At 72.2% G+C, this 24,258-nt stretch carries 16 protein-coding genes; 14 read left to right on the top strand and 2 right to left on the bottom strand.

Annotated features, from left to right (window positions below; genetic code table 11):
• Positions 1–62: 62 nt before the first annotated feature.
• The 10 genes from OG776_RS08825 to OG776_RS08780 all read left to right on the top strand — a co-directional run bounded on the left by OG776_RS08825 (position 63) and on the right by OG776_RS08780 (position 15,790).
• A complete protein-coding gene (locus OG776_RS08825) occupies positions 63–650 on the top strand; it encodes a CGNR zinc finger domain-containing protein (protein WP_329319944.1) in 588 nt (195 codons plus the stop codon).
• 357 nt (positions 651–1,007) lie between these two features.
• The gene (locus OG776_RS08820; RefSeq protein ID WP_329319942.1) at positions 1,008–1,865 is read left to right on the top strand and encodes an SDR family NAD(P)-dependent oxidoreductase; all 858 of its coding nucleotides are present in this window, start codon (positions 1,008–1,010) and stop codon (positions 1,863–1,865) included.
• A gap of 122 nt (positions 1,866–1,987) precedes the next feature.
• Entirely contained in the window at positions 1,988–3,427 is a 1,440-nt protein-coding gene (locus OG776_RS08815; protein ID WP_329319940.1) for a sensor histidine kinase, read from the top strand.
• A 235-nt stretch (positions 3,428–3,662) separates the two neighbouring features.
• Entirely contained in the window at positions 3,663–4,670 is a 1,008-nt protein-coding gene (locus tag OG776_RS08810; protein WP_329326393.1) for a LacI family DNA-binding transcriptional regulator, read from the top strand.
• Between the two features lie 280 nt (positions 4,671–4,950).
• Positions 4,951–6,285 carry an ABC transporter substrate-binding protein gene (locus OG776_RS08805; protein ID WP_329319938.1) on the top strand — a complete coding sequence of 445 codons (1,335 nt, stop codon included), beginning with the start codon at positions 4,951–4,953 and terminating at the stop codon, positions 6,283–6,285.
• A gap of 7 nt (positions 6,286–6,292) precedes the next feature.
• Complete coding sequence (locus tag OG776_RS08800) at positions 6,293–7,240, top strand: carbohydrate ABC transporter permease (RefSeq protein WP_148012590.1); 948 nt, start codon at positions 6,293–6,295, stop codon at positions 7,238–7,240.
• A 47-nt stretch (positions 7,241–7,287) separates the two neighbouring features.
• Positions 7,288–8,094, top strand: coding sequence for a carbohydrate ABC transporter permease (locus OG776_RS08795; RefSeq protein WP_187285900.1), 807 nt, complete (start codon positions 7,288–7,290; stop codon positions 8,092–8,094).
• A 92-nt stretch (positions 8,095–8,186) separates the two neighbouring features.
• Entirely contained in the window at positions 8,187–10,919 is a 2,733-nt protein-coding gene (locus tag OG776_RS08790; protein WP_329319935.1) for an alpha-mannosidase, read from the top strand.
• 108 nt (positions 10,920–11,027) lie between these two features.
• Entirely contained in the window at positions 11,028–14,009 is a 2,982-nt protein-coding gene (locus OG776_RS08785; protein ID WP_148012587.1) for a glycoside hydrolase family 2 TIM barrel-domain containing protein, read from the top strand.
• Between the two features lie 371 nt (positions 14,010–14,380).
• A complete protein-coding gene (locus OG776_RS08780) occupies positions 14,381–15,790 on the top strand; it encodes an FG-GAP and VCBS repeat-containing protein (protein ID WP_148014210.1) in 1,410 nt (469 codons plus the stop codon).
• 151 nt (positions 15,791–15,941) lie between these two features.
• Here OG776_RS08780 and OG776_RS08775 read toward each other — a convergent pair whose 3' ends face one another.
• A complete protein-coding gene (locus tag OG776_RS08775) occupies positions 15,942–16,115 on the bottom strand; it encodes a hypothetical protein (RefSeq protein ID WP_187286039.1) in 174 nt (57 codons plus the stop codon).
• 46 nt (positions 16,116–16,161) lie between these two features.
• Positions 16,162–17,316, bottom strand: coding sequence for an alpha/beta hydrolase (locus OG776_RS08770; protein WP_148014198.1), 1,155 nt, complete (start codon positions 17,314–17,316; stop codon positions 16,162–16,164).
• Positions 17,317–17,780: 464 nt separating this feature from the next.
• Between OG776_RS08770 and OG776_RS08765 the strand changes: the two genes are divergently transcribed.
• The 4 genes from OG776_RS08765 to OG776_RS08750 all read left to right on the top strand — a co-directional run bounded on the left by OG776_RS08765 (position 17,781) and on the right by OG776_RS08750 (position 24,239).
• Entirely contained in the window at positions 17,781–18,467 is a 687-nt protein-coding gene (locus OG776_RS08765; protein ID WP_148014197.1) for a FadR/GntR family transcriptional regulator, read from the top strand.
• Complete coding sequence (locus OG776_RS08760; RefSeq protein WP_148014196.1) at positions 18,464–19,846, top strand: hypothetical protein; 1,383 nt, start codon at positions 18,464–18,466, stop codon at positions 19,844–19,846. Before OG776_RS08765 ends, OG776_RS08760 begins: the two co-directional genes overlap by 4 nt.
• A complete protein-coding gene (locus tag OG776_RS08755) occupies positions 19,843–21,678 on the top strand; it encodes a GMC family oxidoreductase (RefSeq protein ID WP_148014195.1) in 1,836 nt (611 codons plus the stop codon). Before OG776_RS08760 ends, OG776_RS08755 begins: the two co-directional genes overlap by 4 nt.
• Before the next feature lie 203 nt (positions 21,679–21,881).
• Entirely contained in the window at positions 21,882–24,239 is a 2,358-nt protein-coding gene (locus OG776_RS08750; protein WP_148014194.1) for a GH92 family glycosyl hydrolase, read from the top strand.
• Positions 24,240–24,258: the final 19 nt, after the last annotated feature.

Here is a 24,258-nt window from a genome sequence, read left to right as displayed (position 1 = left end):
GAATATGTTGCTCCCTAATGGCATTCGCTCATTGTCAGGGCAGGTCACCGAAAGGACTCGGCATGGGGCAGGGCAAGGCGGAGCGCAGCCCACTGGAGCCGCCGGACGGAGTCGACCTGGTGCTGGAGTTCGTCAACACGCACGCGGACGCGGGAGGCCGTGTCGAACGGTTCGGGGACGCCGGGGCGCTGGCGCGGTGGCTGTCCGAGAACGACTTCCCCGTCGAGGATGAACAGGTGACGCCCGCCGACGCCGCCGCGGCGAGGGAGCTGAGAGACGCGCTGGTCACGCTGCTGCTGGCCCACTCCCGGGACGAGACCCTCGATGCCGGGGCCGTGCGGCTGGCCGAGGGGCATGTGCGGCAGGTGGCCACCCGCCATCCGCTCGTGCCCGTCATCAGGGCCGACGGCGCCTCGCTCCTGCCGCAGCAGACAGGGGTGCCCGGGGCGTTCGGGAGCGTGCTCGCGACCGTCACCCTGCTGGCCCAGAGCGGAGCCTGGACCCGCCTCAAGGCCTGCCGCAACCAGCCGTGCCACTTCGGTTTCTTCGACCGCACCCGCAACGGGTCCGCCGTCTACTGCGGCTCGGCCTGCGGTTCGCAGGTGTCCATGCGTGCCTACCGGCAGCGCAAGAAGGCCCAGGCCGGCTGAGTCCGGGCCACCTCGGTCGACCGGCCCGGTGATCCCCTCGTCGCTCCGCGCGGGCGGCGTTCCGGGAGAGTCGTCGACAGCTGACGCCCCTCCCACCCCGTGCGGTGACCAGGCCTCGTCCGAGACGTCTCGGACGAGGCCTGTGTGTGCCGCGGGCGCCGACCGCTGGGCGCCGGAGCATCGTCCTGCAGCGAAGTGCCCTCCGGACCATGTGTGCCCGATGTGCCGCCGCACGGGACCGTCCGCCGCCACGACGACTTCGCGGAGCTCGCCCGGCTGTGCGCTAAACGGATTACGTCACAACTCGGGTCCGACTGAGCTTGAGTCGTTGCGAGCTAAGTGCTTATGCTTATAACCATGACCCATGACACGCATGACAGCGGCGCCTCCCGGCAGCCTCGAACCTGGTTCATCACCGGAGCGTCGTCCGGCATCGGCCGTGCGTTGGCCAGAGCGGCCCTCGACCGCGGTGACCGCGTCGCGGGCGTCGCCCGTACCGCCGGGAGCCTGGACGGGCTCGCCGCGGACTTCCCCGCCACCTTCAGGGGCCTCGGTGCCGACGTCCGGGACGAGGACGCGGTGCGCGCCGCCGTCGACGCGGCCGTCTCGGCGTTCGGCCGCATCGACCTCGTGGCGAATAACGCCGGATACGGCCTGTTCGGCGCCGTCGAGGAGGCGTCGGACGCCCAGGCCCGCGCCGTCTTCGACACCAACGTCTTCGGAGTCCTGAACGTCCTGCGTGCGGTCCTGCCCGTACTCCGCCGCCAGCGCGGCGGCCACATCCTGCAGGGATCGTCGCTCTACGGACAGCTGGCGCACCCGGGCGTCGGACTGCTCGCGGCCACCAAGTACGCCGTCGAAGGACTGACCGACGCACTCGTGGGCGAGGTCTCCCCGCTCGGCATCAAGGTCACCCTCGTCGAACCCGGCCCGGTCGCCACGTCCTTCCTGGCCAACCTCGACTTCGCCGAGACCGAGGAGGACTACGACGGGACGGTCAGGGCCGTGCAGAAGGCCCTGGGGGACCTGCCGGCCGCCGCCCTCGCCGACCCCGCCAAGGCCGCCCGCGCCCTGCTCACCGTCGCCGACGCTCCCGAGCCGCCGCTGCGCATCGCTCTGGGAGCCCAGGCCGAGAACGACATGCGGGCCGCTCTCACCGCGAGGCTCGCCGACCTCGACGACTGGGCCGAGGTGAGCCGGGAGGTCACCGCCTGATCCGCCGCCCGCCGTCCGCTCCCGGGTCTGCGGATGTCCCGGCGGGAGCGGGGCGCGATACTGAAGACGCCGAAAGCCTCCCCCGCCGATCGGACCGCGTCGCACCGGGATCTGGAGTGGACATGACGGCTCCGCGCGAACACGTGGCCTGCGACCGCGACGAACTCCGTGCCCTGTTCCTCTTCGAGGACCTGACCGACGACCAGCTCGACGTGCTGTGCGGTAAGGGGCACGTCGAGGTGTTCGAGCCGGGGTTCGCCTACCGGGAGGGCGAGCCCGCGCGGTGCTTCTTCGTGCTGCTCGAAGGCTATGTCGCCCTGTACCGGCGCGTGGGCGACGAGGACGTGGAGCTCAGCCGGACCGACCAGCCGGGAGTCCACGCGGGCGCCTGGCGGGCGGTCCTCGGCGACCGTGTCCCGCAGATCTACGACAATTCACTGCGGGTGCTCGCCCCCACCCGCCTGTACCTGCTCGACGCCGAGCTGTACGGGCTGCTCATGCACGCGTGGTTCCCGATGGCGCTCCATCTGCTGGAGGGGCTCTTCTTCAACCTCAAGAACGTCCAGCTGGAGGCGGGCCGGCGTGAGCAGTTGCTCGCGCTCGGCTCGCTGGCGGCCGGGCTCACGCACGAGCTCAACAATCCGGCCGCGGCCGCCGTGCGCGCCAACGCCTCCCTGCGGAGGCGGATCGCCGACATGTACGACGCGCTCGAGGCGGTCGCGGCGGGCGACAAGGAGACCCTCGTACGTCTCGTCGCCCTGCAGAAGGAGATCTCGGTCCGGCCGGCCCGGCCGACGCTCCCCGGCCCGCTGGAGGCGACGGCCCGGGAGGACGAGCTGGCGGACTGGCTGGCGGCCCATGACGTCCCGGACGGCTGGGAGTTGGCGTCCACGTTCGCCCAGGCGGGACTCGGCACGGAGTGGCTCGAACGGGTGGCGCGGAGCGTGTCCGACCCCGGCACGCTGGCGGACGCCCTGCGGTGGCTGCACTCCTCGGCCGACACCCGGCTGCTGACCGCGGAAGTGGAGGAGGCCACCACCCGTGTCTCGGCGCTCGTCACCGCCGCCAAGGGGTACGCCCAGCTGGACAGGGCTCCGGACCGCGTCATGGACGTCCACGAACTGCTCGACAGCACGCTGCTGGTGCTGGGCGACACGATCGGCCGGGGCGTCCGTGTCGTCCGCGCGTACGACCCCGCGCTGCCCCGGGTGCCGGGTCGCCCCGCCGAACTCAACCAGGTGTGGACGAACCTGATCGGCAACGCGGTGGAGGCGATGGGCGGGCACGGCACCCTCACGATCCGCACCAGCCATGACGCCGACTGGGTCGGCGTCGACGTCTGCGACACCGGCACCGGTGTGCCGGAGGAACTCACGACCCGCATCTTCGAACCGTTCTTCACCACGAAGAAGGCCGGTGCCGGCGCGGGCCTCGGCCTGTACGTCGCGTGGCGGATCGTGGCCGGCAAACACCACGGGGACCTGTCCGTCACCTCCGAGCCGGGCGACACCCGCTTCCTGGTCCGGCTGCCACGCCACCCACCCGTGCCGTCCGGTCCGTGACCGCGCCGCGCCCACCTGAAGCCCCCGCCCGCGGCCGGCCGTGTCCGACGGCGCGGGTCCGTGTACGTCCGCCTCCGTCATGTCTCCGTCGGCCACCGGCCGGAGGGGTGACGGCCCGGCGGGACGACGTCACCGCCGGTCGTGCGGAGACCTGACCTCGCGCGTTCGTGGCAGGCACAGGCATACTCGGGGCCCTGCGGGCGCATCGGCGTCCGCTGGCAGCAGGAGGTGGGCGATGGTGTCCTCGTCGGTGTCGGGGGAGCCCCGGAAAGTCACGATCCATGACGTCGCCCGGTCCGCCGGGGTGTCCCGGCAGACCGTGTCGAGGGCGCTGAACGACAAGGACGAGATCGACGGCTCCACCAAACAACGGGTCCTCGACGCCGCCCGCGCGCTCGGATACCGGCCCAGCCGGTTCGCCCGCGGACTGGTCCGGCAGGACACCACCACCATCGGGCTGGTCATACCCGACCTTCTCAACCCCTTCTTCACCGAGGTCGCCGCGGCCGCGCTGGAGGCGGCGCGGGCGCGCGGCTGGCACGTCGTCGTGTACGACACCGCGGACCGGGCCGAAGAGGAACGCGGCACCCTCCAGGTGATCAGCTCGCAGGTGGACGCGGTCGTCGGATACTTCAGCTGCCCCGAGGACGAACTCCAGCTGTTCACCCGGGGCATGCCGGTGGTGCTCATCGGCCGTGAGCACCACACCGCCCGGTTCAGCTCGATCCGGATCGACGGGGAGGAAGGCGTGCACGCCGCGGTCGCGCACCTGGTCGCGGCGGGACACACGCGGATCGGCATGCTCGACCACCACGGCCGCGTCGACCCCAGCATCCGCCGCGAGTGGTTCACGGCCGCCGCCGAGTCCCACGGGATCGACGCCGACGTGGTGGTCGGCGCCGACCAGTCGGCCGACGGCGGCGGCGCGGCGCTCAGGGCCCTGCTCTACGCCCACCCCGACGTCACCGCGGTCTTCACCTTCAACGACATCATCGCGATGGGCGTCCTGCGCGAGGCACGCCGGCTCCGCCGGAGCGTCCCGCAGGACCTGGCCGTGATCGGCTTCGACGGGCTGCAGCTGGGCGCGCTCGTCGAGCCCCCGCTGGCCAGCGTCGCCCTGGACACGCGCAAGCTCGGCGCGCTCGCGATCGAGCAGGTCGCACGGCTGCTGACCGGGGCGAGTCCGCTCGCCGAGGACGACCTGGTGGTCCGCGCCGAGCTGCGGCTGGGCGGCTCCGCGTAACCTGCCGGACTCGTGCACGACTCGAAAGTCTTGACACTCGAACGCGCCGGAGCGCAGACTTCCGAACACTTCACCACGTTCCCGTGAGCGTTCCCGTGAACGTTCACGGGAACGCTCACGGGAACGCGCTCCAAGGTTCCCCAAGGTTGCTGAGTCCCATCACGGCGCCCGGCGTTCGAGCCGACACCGTGCCCGCCATTCCAACCAGAAGGCTTCACGCCTGAGGTGTCAACGTCGACCCGCCTAGCGTCGTCGCTAGTCGTTCTCTGGAACGGAAGATATGAGCAACACAGTCACGCGCATCCGCCTCGCCGCCGTCGCCGCGGCAGCCGGCGTCGTCGTACTCGCCGGGTGTTCGTCGCCCGCTCCGTCGAGTGATGCATCCGCGGCCTCCTGCGAGCCCGCGAAGGGCAAGGTCACCCTCCAGTACTGGAACACGGTTCCGGGCATGGACAAGGTCGTGGCCCTGTGGAACAAGAAGAACCCGGACATCCAGGTCCAGATGAAGAACATCTCCAACGACCAGTACGGCACCATCGGCAACGCCCTCAAGGCGGGCAAGGCGCCGGAGCTCGCCCAGGTCGGCTACGACGAACTCCCCTTCCTGCGCACCCAGAACGCCTTCGTGGACGCCTCGGCCTGCTCGGCGGCCACCGCCGCCAAGTCCGCGTTCGTGCCCTGGACCTGGTCCCAGGCCAGCTTCGGCGGCACCGGCGTCTTCGCCTTCCCGCAGGACACCGGCCCGATGGCGCTCTACGTGCGCAGCGACATCTTCAAGAAGCACGGTCTGGACATCCCCAAGACCTGGGACGACTACGCGGCGGACGCGCAGAAGCTGCACAAGGCCGACCCCGGACTGAGCATCACGTTCTTCGACCCGAACAACGCCGAGGCGTTCAACGGACTGCTCTGGCAGAACAGCGCCCAGATGTACCAGTACTCCGGTGACAAGTGGCACGTGTCGGTCGCCTCCGACCAGAGCAAGCAGGTCGCCGACTACTGGCAGAAGCTGATCGACGCCAAGCTCGTGCGCACCGACCTCGCCCACGGCTCGACCCAGATGTACACGGCGTACCAGAAGGACCAGATCGCCAGCTACGTCGGCGCCGCGTGGGGCTACAGCATGTTCCGCGACAACCTGCCCGACCAGGCCGGCAAGTGGTCCATCGTCCCCATGCCGACCTGGGGTTCGAACCCCGCGTCGGGCGACTGGGGCGGTTCCACCGTCGCGTTCATGAAGGGCAACAAGCACCTCTACGAGTCGGTCAAGTTCAACTCCTGGCTGAACACCGACCCCGAGGCGCTCGCGCTGGAGAACAAGCTGGGCGGCCTCTACCCGGCGGCCACCGCCGGCTCGAAGCTTCCCGCGCTCTCGCAGGGCGTCCCGTACTACAACAACGAGAAGATCTTCGACGTCTTCGCCGACTCGTCCAAGAACATCGACACCGACTTCTCCTGGGGCCCGACCCAGAAGACGGTGAACCTGTCGCTCCAGGACGCGATGGCCAAGGCGACGGCGGGCAAGGGCACGCTCGACGACGCGCTCTCGGCCGCCCAGGCGACCGCGCTGAAGTCGATGAAGGACCAGGCGATCCCGGCGACCGCGGGCAAGTGACCGAGGAATGACCGACATCGCACCCCGCGCGACCCGCGTGGTGGAGTCCACGGGGGGCCGCCGCCGTCACCGCGGCGGCGGCCCCCGGGCCCGCACCATCGCCGCGTTCCTCACCCCGTTCTTCCTCCCGTTCGTGCTCTTCTACCTGGTCCCCGTCGGCTACGCGCTCTGGCAGAGCTTCCTCGTCGTGCGCCGCACCGGCGGCCAGTACGGCACCTCGTACACGACCTTCGGCGGCTTCGAGCAGTACACGAAGGTGTTCCAGAACGACGAGTTCTGGTCCAGCATCGGACGCATCGGACTGTTCGGCGTCGTCCAGGTACCGGTCATGCTGTTCGTCGCGCTGATCATGGCGCTGCTGCTCGACACCCCGTTGCTGAAGGTCAAGTCGTTCTTCCGGATCACGGCGTTCATGCCGTACGCCGTGCCCGGTGTGATCGCGGCGATCATGTGGTCCTACCTGTACTCGCCGCAGATCAGCCCCCTGGTCGACGGTCTCAAGGGCGTCGGGCTCCACCCCGACTTCCTCGGTCCGGGCGCCGTGCTCTGGTCGGCGGCGAACGTCTCCACCTGGCTGTGGACCGGCTACAACATGCTGATCATGTTCTCGGCACTGCAGTCGATCCCGCAGGAGCTCTACGAAGCCGCGAAGCTCGACGGTGCGAGCAACTGGAAGATCGCGTGGCAGATCAAGGTCCCGATCATCGCCCCGTCGATCATCCTCACCACGGTGTTCTCGATCATCGGCACCCTGCAGCTCTACGCCGAGCCGGCCGTCCTGCGGCAGATCTCCTCGAACATCTCCAGCACCTACACACCGAACATGCTCGCGTACGCGGTGGCCTCCGGGAACAACTACCAGCAGGCAGCCGCGATCTCCGTGGTCATCGCCGTCATCACCTTCGTCCTGAGCTTCGGTTTCATGCGACTGACCTCGAAGAAGGCCGGACTGTGAGCAACCAGAACCTGATCCGCGAAAGCCGCGCCAGCCGCACCGCCGCGATGGCGCTGATGCTCCTCCTGGCGATCTACTTCCTGCTGCCGGTCTACTTCCTGGTGGTCGCGGCGACCAAGCCCCAGAGCGACCTCGCCTCCACCAACGGTCTGGCGCTCTCGCACTTCGACCTGTTCAGCAACCTGAGCACCCTCTTCAGCCGCAGCGACGGCATCTTCCTGAAGTGGGCGCTCAACAGCGTGATCTACGCGGTCCTGGGAGCCGCTGTCGGAACCCTGATCTCGGCGCTGTGCGGCTACGCGCTCGCCAAGTTCCGTTTCCGGGGCCGCGAGTTCCTGTTCTCCGTCATCCTCGGCGGCGTCCTCGTACCCACCACCGCGCTCGCGCTCCCGCTCTTCCTGCTGTTCTCCGCGACCGGGATCGTCAACACCTACCTCGCGGTCTTCCTGCCCAGCATCGTCAGCCCGTTCGGGGTCTACCTCGCCCGTATCTTCGCCTCCGCCTCCGTACCCGAGGAGATCCTCGAATCGGCGCGGCTGGACGGCGCCGGTGAGTTCCGCACCTTCTTCTCGGTGGCGATCAGGCTGATGGCGCCCTCGCTGGTGACCATCTTCCTGTTCCAGTTCGTGGCGATCTGGAACAACTTCTTCCTCCCGATGGTGATGCTGCAGAAGGAGTCGCTCTTCCCGATCACCCTCGGTCTCTTCGAGTGGAACGGCCAGACCGCCCGCGCCCCCCTCCTGCAGGAATCGGTGATCACCGGCTCACTGGTCTCGATCGTTCCCGTGATCATCCTCTTCCTGCTCCTCCAGCGGTTCTGGCGCACCGGACTCGCCTCCGGCGCCCTCAAGTGACCCGGACCCGCCTCCGACGCCCTCCGGCACCACGCACCCCGATCGCCTCCCCCCCCCGCCGCGTCACCCGTAAAGAGAAGGTCGCTCGCGCCATGCAGAACTCCGCCGACTCCGCCGTTTTCGTGCCCCATTTCCACTGGGACCGGGAATGGTACGAGCCTTTCCAGGTGTTCCGGCACCGCCTCGTCACCGCCCTCGACACCGTGCTGGAGACGGCCGAGGCGAACCCGGACTTCCGGTTCACCGTCGACGGGCAGATGGCCGCGATCGAGGACTACCTGGAGATGCGCCCGGAGAACCGCGACCGCGTCGTGGCCCTCGTCGCGGGCGGGCAGCTCGCCATCGGCCCGTGGCTCATCCTGCTCGACGAGTTCCTCTGCTCCGGCGAGACCATCGTGCGCAACCTGCAGATGGGCTGGGCGGCCGCGGCCGAGCTCGGCGGATCCATGCCCATCGGCTACCTGCCCGACATGTTCGGCCACGTCGCGCAGATGCCGCAGATCCTGGCCCGCGCCGGGATCGAGCACGCGGCGCTGTGGCGCGGTGTCCCCGGCTCCGTCGACGGCCACGCCTTCCGCTGGCGCGCCCCCGACGGCTCCGAGGTGCGCACCGAGTTCCTCTTCGACGGCTACGACAACGGCCTCGACGTCCTGCTGGTACCCGACCAGATCGGACGCGCCCTCGGCGAGTACGCCGAGATGACCGCCGGGCGCTGGGGCGGCGACCCGCTGCTCGCCATGGCCGGCACCGACCACAACGCGCCCGACCCGCGGCTCGCGGCCTGGCTGCGGCGCGCGTCCAGCGACGAGCGCGCCATCACCATCGCCACCCTCGACGAGTACATCCGTGAGCACGTGCGCGACGAGGTCTCCGCCGTCGTCACCGGCGAACTGCGCAGCCACGTACGCGGCAACATCCTACCCGGCGTGCTCTCCGTGCGGCTCGCGCTCAAGCAGCGGATGGCCGTCGCCGAGCGCACCGTCGACCACGCCGAGCGGATGAACGCCCTCTGGTCCCGGCGCGACGACTCGCCCTTCCTGTCCCTCGCCTGGCACAAGATCATCGAGTCCTCCGCGCACGACTCGGTCGTCGGCTCCGGCACCGACGAGACCTCCGACCAGGTCGAGGCGCGTCTCGCCGAGGCCGCGCAGACCGCGCGGGCGGTCCGCGACGCGGCCCTCGCCGAGCCCGCCGCCCGGGTACCGAGCGACGGCCACCTGGTCGCCAACCCGCTGCCGTTCCCGCGCACCGCCCTGGCCGAGGTGGACGTCGTCGCCCCGCCCGAGGGAACCGTGCTCGTCGCGACCTCCGACGACGGCTCGGTCCACCCCGTGCAGCTCGTCTCCCAGGCCCCGACCGTGCTCGCCGACGAACGCATGGACGCCTCGCAGCTCGAACGCGTCCTGCGCCGCATCCACCGCCGCGAGCTCTTCGGCCGCCTCATCGACCACTACGAACTCACCCCCGGTTCCCTGGTGTTCCACCTCGCCGAGGTGCCCAGCAGCGGACCGTTCGACCTGCTGATCCTGCGCCGCGAGGTCGCCGCCGCGGCCGCCGCGCACCCGGGGGAGTGGCGGGTGCTGACCCTGGAGGAGGCCCGCGCGACCGCGCTGGTACCCGTCGAGGTACCCGCATCCGGCCTCACCAGCTTCCGGGTCGCACCGGCGGGCACCGCCCCCGGGCTCCCCACCGCCCCCGCGACGGCGACGGACCGCACACTGGCCAACGGACTGGTCGAGGCCACGGTCGCCGCCGATGGCACCCTGGACGTGACCGGCACCGACGGCACCGTGCTGTACGGAGTCGGCCGCCTCGTCGAAGGCGGTGACCGCGGCGACAGCTACAACTACGCCCCGCCGGCCCGGGACGTGCTCGTGTCGGAGCCGGCCGAGGTCACCACAGAACTCCTGGAGAACGGCCCGCTGCGCTCCCGGATCCGGGTCACCCGGGTCTACGAGTGGCCCGCCGCCCTCTCCTCCGAGCGCGACGTACGCGCCACCCGCACCGTGCCGACCCCGGTGGAGACGCTCGTGGAGGTGCGCGCGGGCGAACCGTTCGTACGCGTCTCGACGTCGTTCCTGAACCAGTCCGCGGACCACCGGCTCCGCTTCCACGTCCCGCTGCCCGAACCGGTGGCCGGGTCCGCGTCCGCCGGACAGTTCGCCGTCACCGAACGCGGACTCACCGCGGAGGGCGGCTGGGGCGAATACCCCCTCCCGACCTTCCCCGCGAGCGCGTTCGTGTCGGCCGGCGCCGCCAACGTCCTGCTCGACCACGCCTCCGAGTACGAACTCGTGGGCGACGGCTCCGAACTGGCCGTCACCCTGCTGCGCGCGATCGGCTCGATCAGCGTCAACATCCACCCCCTGCGGGACGAGCCGGCGGCCAGCGAGATCGCCGCTCCGGGCGCGCAGGATCTCGGCGTGCGCGTCGAGAACCGGTTCGCCGTCCTGCCCTCGGCGACCGGCTGGCAGGGCGCGAACGCGGTCGCCCTCGCCGAGGACTTCCGCAACGACGTACTGGTCACCCGCGGGACCGCACCCGCGGACGGCCGACTGCCCCCCGCCGCCACCGGTGTCCGGGTCGACGGCACGGACGTCCTCGTGTCGAGCATCCGCCGTGTCACCGACGAGGACCGCGGCGCCGGTACCGAACTACGGCTGGTGGCCATGAGCGCCACCGGGTCGGCCGCCCGGGTGACCGGCCCGTTCACCGAAGCCACCACGGTCGACCTGCTCGGCCGCCCCCTGTCCACGACCCCGGTCGCCGACGGACTCGAACTCGCCCTCGGTCCCTGGGAGATCCGAACCGTCGTGGTCCGGTAGCCCGCCGCGACCACGTACGAAGAGGGCGCCCACGCCCCGATCGGCCGGGCCGGCGGACACAGCCGGCGCCCGGATCCCCGTAGTTCAGCAAGAAAGAGTTGTGACCCAGTGCCCTCCCAGTACTCCGCATACGTTTCGGACACCGCCCCGGGGCGGGGCGCGCTGCGCGCGGCGCGCTCATGGCTGCACTCCGACGCCCCCACCCGTTCGCTGAACGGGCCCTGGCGGTTCCGGCTGTCGCCGGCGGTTCCGGCGGCGGCGGACTTCGCGTCCGAAGGCTTCGACGACGGCGACTGGGACAGCATCCCGGTGCCGTCCCACTGGGTGCTCCAGGGCGACGGAGCCTACGGCCGCCCGATCTACACGAACGTGCAGTACCCGTTCCCGGTCGACCCGCCCCACGTCCCGGACGAGAACCCCACGGGTGACTACCGGCGCCACTTCGACCTGCCCGCCGACTGGGCGCAGGCCGAACGCGTCGTACTGCGCTTCGACGGGGTCGAGTCGCTCTTCAGGCTCTGGGTCAACGGCGAGGAGATAGGCGGCGCGAGCGGCAGCCGCCTCGCCCACGAATTCGACGTGACGTCGTCCGTGCGCCCGGGCGACAACGTCGTCGCCGTACGCGTGCACCAGTGGTCCGCGGCCAGCTACCTCGAGGACCAGGACCAGTGGTGGCTGCCGGGCATCTTCCGCGACGTCACCCTGATCGCCCGGCCGGCCGGGGGCATCGAGGACGTCTGGCTGCGCACCGGATACGAGGACGGGCGGGGCCGGTTCGAGCCGGAGATCACCGCCGACGTGACCGCGTTCCCCGTCACCCTCCGCGTCCCCGAACTGGGCGTCGAGCGCGTCTGGACCGCGCCGGACGAGGTGGTCCCGTTCGAGGCCGGCGCGGTGGAACCCTGGTCGGCCGAGCAGCCCCGCCTGTACGACGTCACCGTGTCCAGCGCGGCGGAGAGCGTCGCCCTGCGCGTGGGGTTCCGTACCGTCGAGATCCGCGGCGACCGGTTCCTGGTCAACGGCCGGCGCGTCGTGTTCCACGGGATGAACCGCCACGAGACCCACCCCGAGCGCGGCCGGGTCTTCGACGAGGAGCACGCCCGCGAGGACCTCGCCCGCATGAAGCGGTTCAACGTCAACGCGATCCGCACCAGCCACTACCCGCCGCACCCCCGGCTGCTCGACCTCGCGGACGAACTCGGGTTCTGGGTCGTCCTCGAATGCGACCTGGAGACGCACGGCTTCGACTCGGTCGGCTGGGTCGGCAATCCGAGCGACGACCCGGCGTGGCGCGAGGCCTACCTCGACCGTGTCCGGCGCACCGTCGAACGGGACAAGAACCACCCCAGCGTCGTGATCTGGTCCCTCGGCAACGAAGCGGGCACCGGCGGGAACCTCGCCGCGATGGCCGCGTGGGTCCACGCCCGCGACACCGGACGCCCCGTGCACTACGAGGGCGACCACACCGGCGAGTACACCGACGTCTACTCCCGGATGTACGCGTCGGTGCCGGAGACCGAGAGCATCGGAAGCGACACCTCACGTTCACCGCTGATGAACTGCACCCCCGCGCAGAGCGCCCGGCAGCGCACCAAGCCCTTCCTGCTCTGCGAGTACGCCCACGCGATGGGCAACGGACCGGGCGCGCTCGACCAGTACGAGGCGTTGGTGCACGCGTATCCCCGGCTGCACGGCGGCTTCGTCTGGGAGTGGCGCGACCACGGCATCCTGACCACCACGCCGGACGGCACCCCGTACTACGCGTACGGCGGTGACTTCGGGGAGACCGTGCACGACGGCAACTTCGTCATGGACGGAATGCTGCTGAGCGACGACGTCCCGACTCCGAGTCTCCATGAGTACAAGGCGGTCGCGCAGCCGGTCCGGTTCACCTTCGACAGCGGAACCGGCCACGTCGCGATCACCAGTCTGCGCCACTCGGCCGACACCTCCGACCTGCGGCTCCGCTGGCGGGTCGAGCACGACGGGACGGTCGTGGACTCCGGGGACCTGAAGTCCCCCGTCGTCGCGGCGGGCGAGTCGGCGCGGGTGCCGCTCCCGCAGGTGCCGGTGGCGCACGACGCGGAGACCTGGCTCACCGTCGACGCGGTCCTGGCGGCCGACACGGCCTGGGCGAGCGCCGGGCATGTGATCGCCACGGCCCAGCTGGACTGCTCGGCCCGCCGTCCCGTACCCGGTGTCCGCCGCCGTACCGGCTGGCGGCACAGCGACGGCACGCTGACGCTCGGGATCGCCGAATTCGCCGAGGGGTCCCTCGTACGGCTCGGCGGGCGGCCGGTGACGGGTCCGCGGCTGGAGCTGTTCCGGGCCCCGACCGACAACGACGAAGGCGTGTCCGACGAGGTGGAGGAGAGCGACGCCGCCGTGGCCGGGGTCTCCGCGGCCGCACTGTGGCGTCGCGACGGCCTCGACCGGCTCACCGCGCGGCGGGTGTCCGTGGAGCGCACCGACGAAGCCCTGCGCACGGTCTCCAAGGTCTCCGCCGCGAACTCCGGATCATCGGTGACGGTGGAGACGGTCTGGTCGGTCGAGGGTGACGAACTCGAACTGCGGGTCGAGATCGAGCCGTCGCGCGGCTGGCGGACGGTGTGGCCCCGGATCGGGATCCGCTTCGACCTGCCCGACGGCACGGCCCCCGTCGACGGCGCCGAGTGGTTCGGCCTCGGTCCGCTGGAGTCCTACCCCGACAGCCTGCGCGCGGCCCGCACCGGGCGCTTCTCCGCCGCCGTCCGCGATCTGTCCGTCGACTACGCGCGCCCCCAGGAGACCGGCCACCGCTCCCAGGTGCGCCAACTGACGCTGACGAGCGCCGGCTCCGAGGTGCTGCACCTGTCGGCCGTGCCGGACCTGCGCGGGCGCCGCCCCGGCTTCACGCTCAGCCGCCACACCCCGCAGCAGATCGCCCGCGCCGCGCACCCCTTCGAACTGCCGGACTCGACGACGACGCACCTGATCGTCGACGCGGCCCAGCACGGGCTCGGCTCACGCGCCTGCGGACCGGACGTCCGGCCCGAGTTCGCGCTGCGCCCCGAGTCCCGCACGATCAGGCTGCGCGTCTCCGCGGGCTGAGGGGGGCGCCGGGGCGGCACCCCCGTCCACGGCGCCCTGGCGCACGGAGCGGGTGGGCGATGTGGGCACGGTGACAGTCGGTGGGGCGGGCCGGAGACGAGCCCGCTCCGCCCGACCCCGCTCCGTCCCGCACGGCTCCGGCCCGGCCCGCCCTCGCTCTCTGCCGTGTCGGCGTGCGCGTCCGTGTCCGCGGCGGCGGCGGTGTCGGCGGTGTCGGTGTCGGCGGAGAGGTGTCCCGGCTCCCGGTCCTGCCGGGTGAACCCGAGGTGAAGGGAGGGCGTACAACCCTTCATGCCCCCTGGGGGTCAAGGTGGTTGCCGAGCGTGCGTGAAGCGCGGCCCACCGCCGATCTCCAGCCCAAGGGGTTCACCTTGTCGTCTCGAAGATTCCAGCTGTCCGCGGCCACGGTGGCCGCTGCCGCCGTTGTCGTCGCCGTGACCGGGGCGACCCCCGCGGTGTCCTACGGTGAGGGTGCCCCCGCGGCCGCCCTCGCCACCGGGGCCGCGGGCACCGTTCGGGCCGACTTCGACGGCGACGGATACCCCGACTTCGCGATCGGAGCCCCGGGCGGCACCGTGAACGGCCGGGCCGGCGCCGGCTACTTCACCGTCGTCTACGGCATGTCCGACGGCCCCAAGGGGGTCAAGCGGCAGGTGATCAGCCAGGACCGCTACGGGATACCCGGCACGGCGGAGACGGGCGACCGCTTCGGCGCCGACCTCACGGCGGCCGACCTGGACGGTGACGGCTTCACGGACCTCGTCGTCGGCTCCCCCGGCGAGGACCTCGGCAGCGTGCGGGACGCCGGGCGGCACACCGTCCTGTGGGGAAGCGTGGGCGGGCTCATCGACGCCTCCGTCATCGGCGAGGGCCGGTCGGAGACCAGGGCGGGCGACTTCGACGGGGACGGGCACCTCGATCTGGCGTCGGCCGACCGCATGCTCTACGGGCCCTTCGGCCGTACCGGTGCGGCGGCCCGCAGCGGTCCGCTCGTGGACCCCGGCCTCCGGCTGTACGCGATGGAGGCGGGCGACGTGGACGGCGACGGCAGGACGGACCTCGTGGTCAGCAGCGGTTCGAGGGACTCGGACGGCGGGTCGGTCCCGCCACCGCATCTGCGACTGTTCCGGGGCACCGCGAAGGGGCTGGTGGCGGGGCCGTCCATCGCCTACGCCGACACGGTCTCCGCGGATGGCATCGCCCTCGGTGACGTCGACGGCGACGGCCGCCAGGACGTCGTCTTCGGCCGCAGCACGGCGGCGGGCGGCGGCCTCGTCGGCGTGGTCCGGGGCACGGCGAGCGGCCTCGCGTCCCGGGCCGTGCTGATCGGGCAGAGCACGTCCGGCGTCCCCGGGACCGCGGAGAGCAGCGACGGTTTCGGCAGCGGTGTCTCGGTCGGCGACGTGAACGGCGACGGGTACGCGGACGTCGTCGCGGGAGTCCCCGGCGAGGACCTCGCCGACCGGACCGACGGGGGGACCTTCGTCGTCCTCAAGGGGAGCGCGGCGGGACTCACCGGGGCCGGGGCCCAGGTCTTCAGCCAGAACACGGCCGGGGTGCCCGGTGCCGTCGAGAACGGCGACCGGTTCGGCAGCCGCACCACCGTCGTCGGCCGGTACGTCGCCGTCTCGGCGCCGCGGGAGAACAGCGGCTCCGGGGCGGTGTGGGTCTTCCCCACCAGCGCCTCCGGCGTCACCGCCCCGGGTTCGGTGAGCTTCGGCCCGGGCACGCTCGCGGCCCCCGTCCCCGGCGCGCTCCTCGGCTCGGCCTTTCACCACTGACTCGCACGGCGAGACCCCGGGCAGCGGTCCGCCCCCGGCAGCAGTCTGTCCGGGGCGGATCGCGTTCGGGGCAGCGGCCCGTCCGTGGGAGGACCGGGGGGAGTCGGCCCGGCCCGGACGGGTGAAGGCGGCCTGGTCGCCCCCGTGGCGATCAGGCCGCCTTCGTCACGTCCTCGCGGGAGAGCACGGACCACAGGGAGAGCAGCCGTCGGTACTCCTCGGCACGTGCGGTGCCGACCGGCTCGGTCATGAGATGGCGGATGCGGTCGTTGACCTCGTCGAGGGCGTGCGGGACCTGGCCGTCAGGCCCGGGGGAGTGCGACATGCCCCCACCGTACGGGGAGGGTCTGACAACCGGCCCGAGCGTTCCTCTACTTGCCGCCGCCGTCGGCCGGCCCGTACAGGGCGTCGTGCAGTGCCGCGGTGGCCTGGGCGACGGCCTTCTCGGCGGCCTGTGTGTGCGCCAGCGCGTTGAGCATCATGAAGTCATGGGTGACACCCGCGTGGTGGAACGAGGTGACCGGCACGCCGGCCGAACGCAGCTTGGCCGCATAGGAGTTGGCCGCGTCGAGCAGCACGTCGGAGTCGGTGATCAGCAGCGCCGGCGGCAGCCCGCGCAGCTGGTCGACGGTGGCCCGCAGGGGTGAGGCCAGCGGGTTGGCCCGGTCCGCCGCGCGCGGCGCGTAGGCGTCCCAGAACCACTTCATGGCCGGTCGGGTGAGCCAGCAGTTCTCGGCGAAGCGCCGGTAGGAGGCCGTGTCGAAGTCGGCGTCCGTGACGGGGTAGAGCATGACCTGCTGCCGGAAGTGCGGGCCGCCGCGCTGCTTGGCCATCAGGGTGACGGCCGCGGTCATGTCCCCGCCGACCGAATCCCCGGCGACCGCCAGGCGAGTGCTGTCCACGCCGATCTCCCGGCCGTGAGCGGCCACCCACTGGGCGACGGCGTAGGCCTGCTCGACCGGAACCGGGAACCGGGCCTCGGGGGAGGGGGTGTAGTCGACGAAGACGACGGCCGCGCGGGCACCGGCCGCCAGCTGCCGGACCAGGCGTTCGTGGGTCGTGAAGTTGCCCAGGACCCAGCCGCCGCCGTGGATGTAGACGATGGCGGGCAGATCCCCCGTGACCCCGGCGGGGCGGACCACGTGGACGGAGACCGGGCCGGTCGGGCCGCCGGGTACGGCCCGCTCGCTGATCTGCGCGGGGAGCATGTCCACGGGTCCCGCCTGCAGCTTGTTCAGCACCTCGCGGGCCGCGTTGTACGACATCTCGTACAGCGGCGGACCGCCGGCCGCCGCGAGCCCGTCGAGGAAGTCCTGGTCGGTCTTCTCCAGCTTCACCGGTGGTGTGCCGCAGGCGACGTACTTCGCCTGCGTCCGGTCGCCCACGGCGGCCGTGACCGCCGTGCTCCTGTCGGAGGCGCGTTCGCTGCCGCAGGCGCTGAGGGTCGCGCCGATCGTGGCGAGGAGCGCGGCCAGGACGCGGTACCGGGTCCTGCGGGATATCGGCCGTCGTCGCGAGGCTGTCATGTGTGCGGATTCCCAACGTCGTCGTAGGTTCCCCCCGGTCAGCCTGTTCGTGCCGGGGGTCACCCACCAGCGGGGTTAGGCCGCCGGAGTGTCCCGCGGAGGCGGGGCGTCGCACGACGCCCCGGCCGGGCGCGCCCCCGGACAGGGGCTCCGCACCGTCGGCCTGCCCGGAGTCCGTCGACGAGTCCCGGACGGGGACCCGTGACGAGGGCCGACGGAGACCGCGCCGGACCACCACCCGTGGACGCACGGACGCACGGAACGGACGCCCTGGTGCGCGGACGCGCGCAGGTACGGCACGACGCACGGGCGTACGCAGGCGCGGCACGGAGGCGGGCCGCCGACCCGGCGGAACGAGGAGCGCAGGTCAACACCGTGTGCGCGGTGGGGGGTTGACCTCACGGTGTCCCGCTGGTTCAGTGGCTGATCCACTCAACGATCGACAACTCGCCAGAGGAGGACCCGTGGAGGCGCTGCCCCGCGAGACCATCGTGGACGTACTGGAAGGACGCCTGCGCACGGACATACTCGACGGCCGTCACCCGGCCGGGAGTTACCTGCCGCCGGAGCGCCAGCTCGCCGACGGCTACGGAGTCACCCGCACCACGCTCAAGCACGCCTTCGGACGGCTCGTCCAGGCCGGTCTGCTGGAGACCCGGCACGGGGTCGGGACCCGGGTGCGCGACTACGCCCGGCTGGGCGGCGCGGACCTGCTCCCCATGCTGGTCCGGCACGACGCGAAATGGGTCCGGGAGATCTTCGAAGTGCGGCGCAGCATCGGTGCGTTGATCGCCGAGCGGGCCGCCGCGCGGGTGACCGAAGCCCAGCGGACCGAACTGCGCACCCGGCTGGCGGCGGTACGGGAGGGCGAGGACGCCGACGCCGTACAGCTCGCCGACCTCGAAGTGCACCGGGCCCTCGCCAGGGCGACCGGAAACCGCGTCTACGTCCTGCTGACGAACACGCTGTTCAACGCCTACCTCCCGGTCCGTTCCCTGCTCAGGGGCCCCTTCACCGACCCGGCTGCGGCCCACGACCGGCTGTCCCCCGTCGTGGAGGCGGTCCTGGCCGCGGACGCCGCGCGGGCCCACTCGGCCGCCGACTCCTACCTCGCCGCCACCGAGCGCATCATGCTGGACGACCTCGCATGAGGGGCACCGTCTTCACGGAGACGATGCTCGGCACGGTACGGCTCGACGGTGACACCCGCGACCGGCGCATACGCCTCGACCTGCGCGCCGAGACCGACGAGGTGCTGCGCCCGCGCCGCACGACCCGGGCGCGCCTGACCGGCCGGGTGCGGATCGCGGGTCTCGCCGACGCGCCGTGCGAGGACGGCGAGTTGGAGATCTCGCCGGTCGCCCGGAGGCGTATCCGCTACCGGCTCACCTTCACCGCCGACGGCCGCACCCTTTCCCTGGACGGCTGGAAGTCCGTCACGGCACGCCGGCCGGTCGCGTCGATGACCGTCCTGCCGGTCACGCTGTACGAGGACGGGACACGCGCCGGTGAGGGCGTCCTGAGGTTCCCCCTCACGACCGCACTGGCACCGTTCCTGCTCAGCTTCCGCTTCCCCCGCCGCGAGGACCCCGCCGGGCACTTCGCACCGCGCTGGGACGGCACCCCGGGCCGCACCGAGGTCTGGTACACCACCCTGACCGACCCGGCGACCGGCACCGGCGTGTGGCTGCACCACGAGGTGACCGCGCCCGCCGACGGCTCCGAGCCTTTCGCCCATGGATGGGTCGCGGCCTTCCCCCGCCGGGGAGAGGTACGGCACGCCCGCTTCGGCCCCGTCCCCTGGACCCGGCCCGCGGACGGGTTCGAGGGCGACGCCGTCACCGCCGTCGCCGGCCGGCTCGTCGGCCGTGCGGCCGACTTCCGGTGGGAGATCAGCGAACGCCCGCGGGGCGAGAGCCTCTTCACCTTCCCGCGCTGGTCCTGGCGCCGCCCGCTCCTTCCCGCCGCCCAGATGCTGCCGGCCGCGCGGGCCACGTACGACGGCGTGTTCTCGTACGGACGGGACACCTTGACGCTGCGCGACGCGCCCGGCGCCTCGGCCCGCATCTACGGGCACGGCAACGCGCACCGGTGGACCTGGCTCCACGCGGACCTGGGCGGCGGCGACGTCCTGGAGATCGTCGCGGCGGTGTCCAACCGGCCCGGACTGCGACGGCTTCCTCCACTGGTCTTCCTGCGCCTGCGCGCCGGGAACCGGACCTGGCCCCGGCGGGCGGAGCGGTCCGCGATCGGCTGGCTGGGCCTCGGACGGTTCCGCGCCGCGTTCGGGCTGCCGCGGTGGACGGTGACGGGCCGCACCGCGCTGCGCCGCATCCGTGTCGAGGTCGACCAGCCGGCCGAGCGGACCCTCACCCTGGAGTACCGCGACCCGGACGGCGCCCGCGCGGTCTGCCGCAACAGCGAGTCCGCCGACGCCCGCGTCGTGCTGGAACGCTGGTGGGGCCGATGGCGCCCCGAGCGCTCCTGGGTCCTGGACGGCACCGCGCACGCCGAGGCGGGCGAACGATGACCGCGGAGGGGTTCGTCGCCGCGCTGCTGGCCGACGACGGCGAGCAGGCCTGGCCCGCCCGCGTGCCGCGCCGCCTCGACACGGTGCTCGCCGCACTGCCCGTCCCGGCCAGGGCCGGGGTGCACACCGCCGTCGCCGCCCTGGAGACGTACGCCCTGCTCCGCACCGGCAGGCGGCTGGCCGCACTCGGCCCCGACGAACGCGAGGGCGTGCTGCGCTCGCTCGCCGCGCACCCGCGTCTCGTCCCCCTGCTCGACGTCCTCAAGGTGCCGGTCCTGCTGGCGGCGGGCACCGAACGCCTGCCGACCGCGCCCGCTACCGGGACCGCCGCGCAGGACCCGCCCCTCGACTGCACCCCGGCGCACGCCTGGCCCGCACGTTCCACCGCCGACGTGGTGGTCATCGGGTCCGGGGCGGGCGGCGCCATGGCCGCGCGGACCTTCGCCCGCGCCGGGATGAGCGTCGTGGTCCTGGAGGAGGGCGAGCACCACTCGACGGCGTCCTTCGGGCGCCGGGCGCCGCTCGACCGCTTCACCGAGCTGTACCGGGACGGCGGCGCCACCGCGGCGCTGGGCAGCCCGCCGCTGCTGCTGCCGGTCGGCCGCGCGGTCGGCGGCACCACCGTGGTCAACTCCGGCACCTGCTACCGGACTCCGGACCACGTGCTGACCCGCTGGAGCGGCCGGTTCGGGTTCGGCCTCGCCGAGGGCCTCGGAGCCCGTCTCGACGAGGTCGAGCGCACCCTCAGGGTGGCCACCCAACCCCTCGACGTACTGGGCAACAACGGCCTGCTGGCCCTCGCCGGCGCCGAACGGCTCGGCTGGCGGGCCGGTCCGCTGCGGCGCAACGCCCCCGGCTGCAAGGGCTCGTGCCAGTGCGTGGTCGGCTGTCCCACCGGCGCCAAGCAGAGCGTGCAGCTCTCCGTGCTGCCCGACGCGTGCGCCGCGGGAGCCCGGATCGTCACCGGCGCACGGGTCCGTCGTGTCCTCCTCGACCCCGACGGGCCGGGAGCCCCGCGCGCCGCCGGTGTGCGGGCGCGCCGGCCGGACGGCAGCGAACTGGAGATCCTCAGCCCCCTCGTCGTGACGGCGGCCGGCGCGCTGGGGACCCCGCCCCTGCTGCGCCGCTCCGGACTCGGCGGACACCCGCGGCTCGGCCGCAACCTCAGCGTCCACCCGGCCACCAGCGTCGCGGGACGCTTCGCCGAGCCGGTGACCGCCTGGCGGGGCGTCCTGCAGAGCGCCGGGATCGAGGAACTGCACGACCAGGGCATCCTCATGGAGGCGACCGCGAGCCCGCCCGGCATGGGAAGCTTCGTCCTCCCCGGCCTGGGACGCGAGTTGCGCCGTGAACTGGAGGACGCGGAACGCCTCGCGACCCTCGGCGCCATGATCGCGGACCGCCCCTCCGGACGGGTCCGGGGCCGTGACCGTACCCTCGTCCGCTACGACCTGGACCCCCGTGACGGGACACGGCTGATGACGGCCGTACGCGCCATGGGCCGTGTGCTTCTCGCGGCCGGTGCCGAGGAGGTCCTCACCGGCATCCCCGCCGCCCCGCGCGCCGGTTCGCCGGCCGAACTCGACGAAGTCCTCACCCGGGTGAGCGCGCGGGACCTGCATCTCTCGGCCTTCCATCCGACCGGTACGGCCGCCGCGGGCGGTGATCCGCGGCGCGCCCCCGTCGACCCGGAGGGCCGGCTCCGCGGTGTCCGCGGTGTCCTCGTCGTGGACGGCTCGGTGCTGCCCGGCTGCCCGGAGGTCAATCCGCAGCTGAGTATCATGGCGGTGGCGCTGGCGATCGCGGAGACCTGGCTGGAGGGGCGGGCCTGACGACCCGTCACCCTGACCGGCGGGCAAGGCGGGTGGTCGCCGGATCCCGCGAGAGACAAGACCCGGTGCTGCCCCGGTGGTGCGCGTGCCCCGCGCGCCACCCGCCGGCCCGGCGCCCTTGACGTTTACGTGTACACGACGAAGAATGAGCGCGCTTCATGCTGTGACAACGTTGTCCAGACTGCGAGGAGGCGTCCCCGCCCATGAGATGGATCCAACGGCTGCGCGGTGCCGGGACGGCGGTGGCGACCGCCGTGCTCCTCGGCAGCTCCCTGGCGGTTCCGGCGGCGCAGGCGGCCGCCCCGCCCGGCTCCCCGCTCACCGATCTGGTCAATCCGTTCATCGGAACGGAGAACGAGGGCAACACCTACCCCGGCGCCGCCGTGCCCTTCGGCATGGTGCAGTTCTCGCCGGACACCGGCCACAACACCGGCTACGACCACTCCCAGAACCACATCCGGGGCTTCTCCCTGGTCCATCTCTCGGGCGTCGGCTGCGGCCTGGGCGGCGACCTGCCCGTGCTGCCGACGACCGGCGACGTCACGGAGACGGACTACGCCAAGTACGAGGCGGAGTTCGGCCACGACAGCGAGCGGGCCGGACCCGGCTTCTACCGGGTCGGCCTGAAGAACGGCATCGAGGCCGAACTCACCGCGACCGCCCGCACCGGAGTGCAGCGCTACACCTTCCCGGCCACCGGCAAGGCCAACGTGCTGCTCGACGCAGGGCAGTCCCTGCACCGGACGATCTCCACCAGGGTCGAGGTCCTCGACAGCCGTACGGTGCGCACCGCCATCACCGGCAGCGGCTTCTGCCAGGACACCGAGCCGTACACCGTCTACACGATCACCCGTTTCGACCGTCCGTTCACCACCTCGGGCACCTGGAACGGCGACACCGTCACCGAGGGCTCCAAGGAGTCCGTGGGCACGGGACGGAACGGCGCCTTCGTCCGCTTCGACACGACCCAGGACCGCACCGTCGAGGCGACCACCGCCCTGTCGTACGTGGACGCCCGCGGCGCTGCCCTCAACCTCCGCTCCGAGGGCGGCCGTTCGTACGACGCCGTGCGGGCCGCGGCACACCGCGCCTGGGAGGACCGGCTCGGCACCGTACGCGCCCGGGGCGGGAGCGACACCCTGCGCCGCACCTTCTACTCGTCGCTCTACCGGTCGTTCCTCGCTCCCAACATCGGCAGCGACGCCGACGGCCGCTACACGGGCTGGGACCAGCGGATCCACCGGGCGCAGGGCTTCACATACTACCAGAACTGGTCGTTGTGGGACACCTACCGCACCCAGTCGCAGCTCCTCTCCCTGCTCGCGCCCCGTGAGGCCCGCGACATGGCGATCTCCGTCATCAAGATCGACGAGGACAGCGGCTGGCTGCCCAAGTGGGGCTACGGCACGGTCGAGACGAACATCATGACCGGTGACCCGGTCACCCCGTTCCTGACCAACGCCTACCAGCAGGGCCTGCTCGGGGGACCCGGCGACTATGCCGAACGGGCCTATCGCGCCTTGCGCAAGAACGCCGACGGGGTGCCGCCGGCCGACTCGTCCGCGGTGGGCCGCGAGGCCGACGAGGAGTACCTGGCGAACGGCTTCGCGCCCTACGTCAAGGACCGCCCGCACGCGAAGCCCGGCGACTCGGACTACGACCACGGAGCCTCCGCGACCCTGGAGTACGCGCTGTCCGACGCCATGCTCGGCGCGATGGCACGGGACCTCGGCCATGACGCGGACGCGGCCCGCTACGCCGCGCGTGCCGGCAACTACCGGAAGATCTTCGACAGTTCGACCGGGTTCTTCCGTGCGCGGGACGCCTCCGGCGCCTTCACCGGGCCGGCGGACCCGGCCCTGAGCGAGGGCTTCCACGAGGGTACGGCCTGGCAGTACCAGTGGCTCGTGCCGCAGGACCTGCCCGGCATGGTGGACCTGATCGGCGGCACCCGGGCGGCCAACGACCGCCTCGACTCCTTCTTCGCCTACGACCAGTTGCTGCGGGACCCGGCGAGAACGGCCCGCGAGGTGTGGGTCAACGGCCCGTACGAGTACTACAACGCGGACAAGTACAACCCGCAGAACGAACCCGACCTCATCGCCCCGTACACGTATCTGTCGACCGGCCAGCCCTGGAAGACGACCGACGTGGTGCACGCCGCGCTGACGCTGTTCACGGACGCGCCGACCGGAATGACCGGCAACGACGACCTCGGCACGATGTCCGCGTGGAACGTGCTCTCGTCCATCGGCCTCTTCCCGGTGCAGCCGGGCTACGACACCTGGGGCCTGTCGACGCCCGTCTTCGAGCGGGTCGACCTGAAGCTCGACCGGCGTTACTACCCGCGTGGCGGGCTGACCGTCAGCGCGCCGGGCAGCTCGGACCACGACCGCTACATCCGCTCGGCCCGGGTGGACGGCTCACCCTACGACCGTACGTATCTGACGACCGGCTCGCTCCGGCACCTGCGGTCGCTCTCCTTCACGGTCGGCGCCGAACCGTCCGGGTGGGGGACGTCCGCCGACGCGGCCCCGCCGGCCCTGCGGCCGGCGGGGTGAGCGGGGCGCCGGCCGTCCG

Origin of the sequence: Streptomyces sp. NBC_01689, assembly GCF_036250675.1 — a bacterium.
Taxonomy (GTDB): domain Bacteria; phylum Actinomycetota; class Actinomycetes; order Streptomycetales; family Streptomycetaceae; genus Streptomyces.
Note: the sequence above shows the minus strand (reverse complement) of the source record. Positions and strands in the feature narration are given on the sequence as shown.

Excerpts from the sequence above, each read along its gene's own strand:
- OG776_RS08825 (WP_329319944.1), top strand. The coding sequence starts at position 63 with ATGGGGCAGGGCAAGGCGGAGCGCAGCCCACTGGAGCCGCCGGACGGA.
- OG776_RS08820 (WP_329319942.1), top strand. The coding sequence starts at position 1,008 with ATGACCCATGACACGCATGACAGCGGCGCCTCCCGGCAGCCTCGAACC.
- OG776_RS08815 (WP_329319940.1), top strand. The coding sequence starts at position 1,988 with ATGACGGCTCCGCGCGAACACGTGGCCTGCGACCGCGACGAACTCCGT.
- OG776_RS08810 (WP_329326393.1), top strand. The coding sequence starts at position 3,663 with ATGGTGTCCTCGTCGGTGTCGGGGGAGCCCCGGAAAGTCACGATCCAT.
- OG776_RS08805 (WP_329319938.1), top strand. The coding sequence starts at position 4,951 with ATGAGCAACACAGTCACGCGCATCCGCCTCGCCGCCGTCGCCGCGGCA.
- OG776_RS08800 (WP_148012590.1), top strand. The coding sequence starts at position 6,293 with ATGACCGACATCGCACCCCGCGCGACCCGCGTGGTGGAGTCCACGGGG.
- OG776_RS08795 (WP_187285900.1), top strand. The coding sequence starts at position 7,288 with ATGGCGCTGATGCTCCTCCTGGCGATCTACTTCCTGCTGCCGGTCTAC.
- OG776_RS08790 (WP_329319935.1), top strand. The coding sequence starts at position 8,187 with ATGCAGAACTCCGCCGACTCCGCCGTTTTCGTGCCCCATTTCCACTGG.
- OG776_RS08775 (WP_187286039.1), bottom strand. The coding sequence starts at position 16,115 with ATGTCGCACTCCCCCGGGCCTGACGGCCAGGTCCCGCACGCCCTCGAC.
- OG776_RS08770 (WP_148014198.1), bottom strand. The coding sequence starts at position 17,316 with ATGACAGCCTCGCGACGACGGCCGATATCCCGCAGGACCCGGTACCGC.
- OG776_RS08760 (WP_148014196.1), top strand. The coding sequence starts at position 18,464 with ATGAGGGGCACCGTCTTCACGGAGACGATGCTCGGCACGGTACGGCTC.
- OG776_RS08755 (WP_148014195.1), top strand. The coding sequence starts at position 19,843 with ATGACCGCGGAGGGGTTCGTCGCCGCGCTGCTGGCCGACGACGGCGAG.
- OG776_RS08750 (WP_148014194.1), top strand. The coding sequence starts at position 21,882 with ATGAGATGGATCCAACGGCTGCGCGGTGCCGGGACGGCGGTGGCGACC.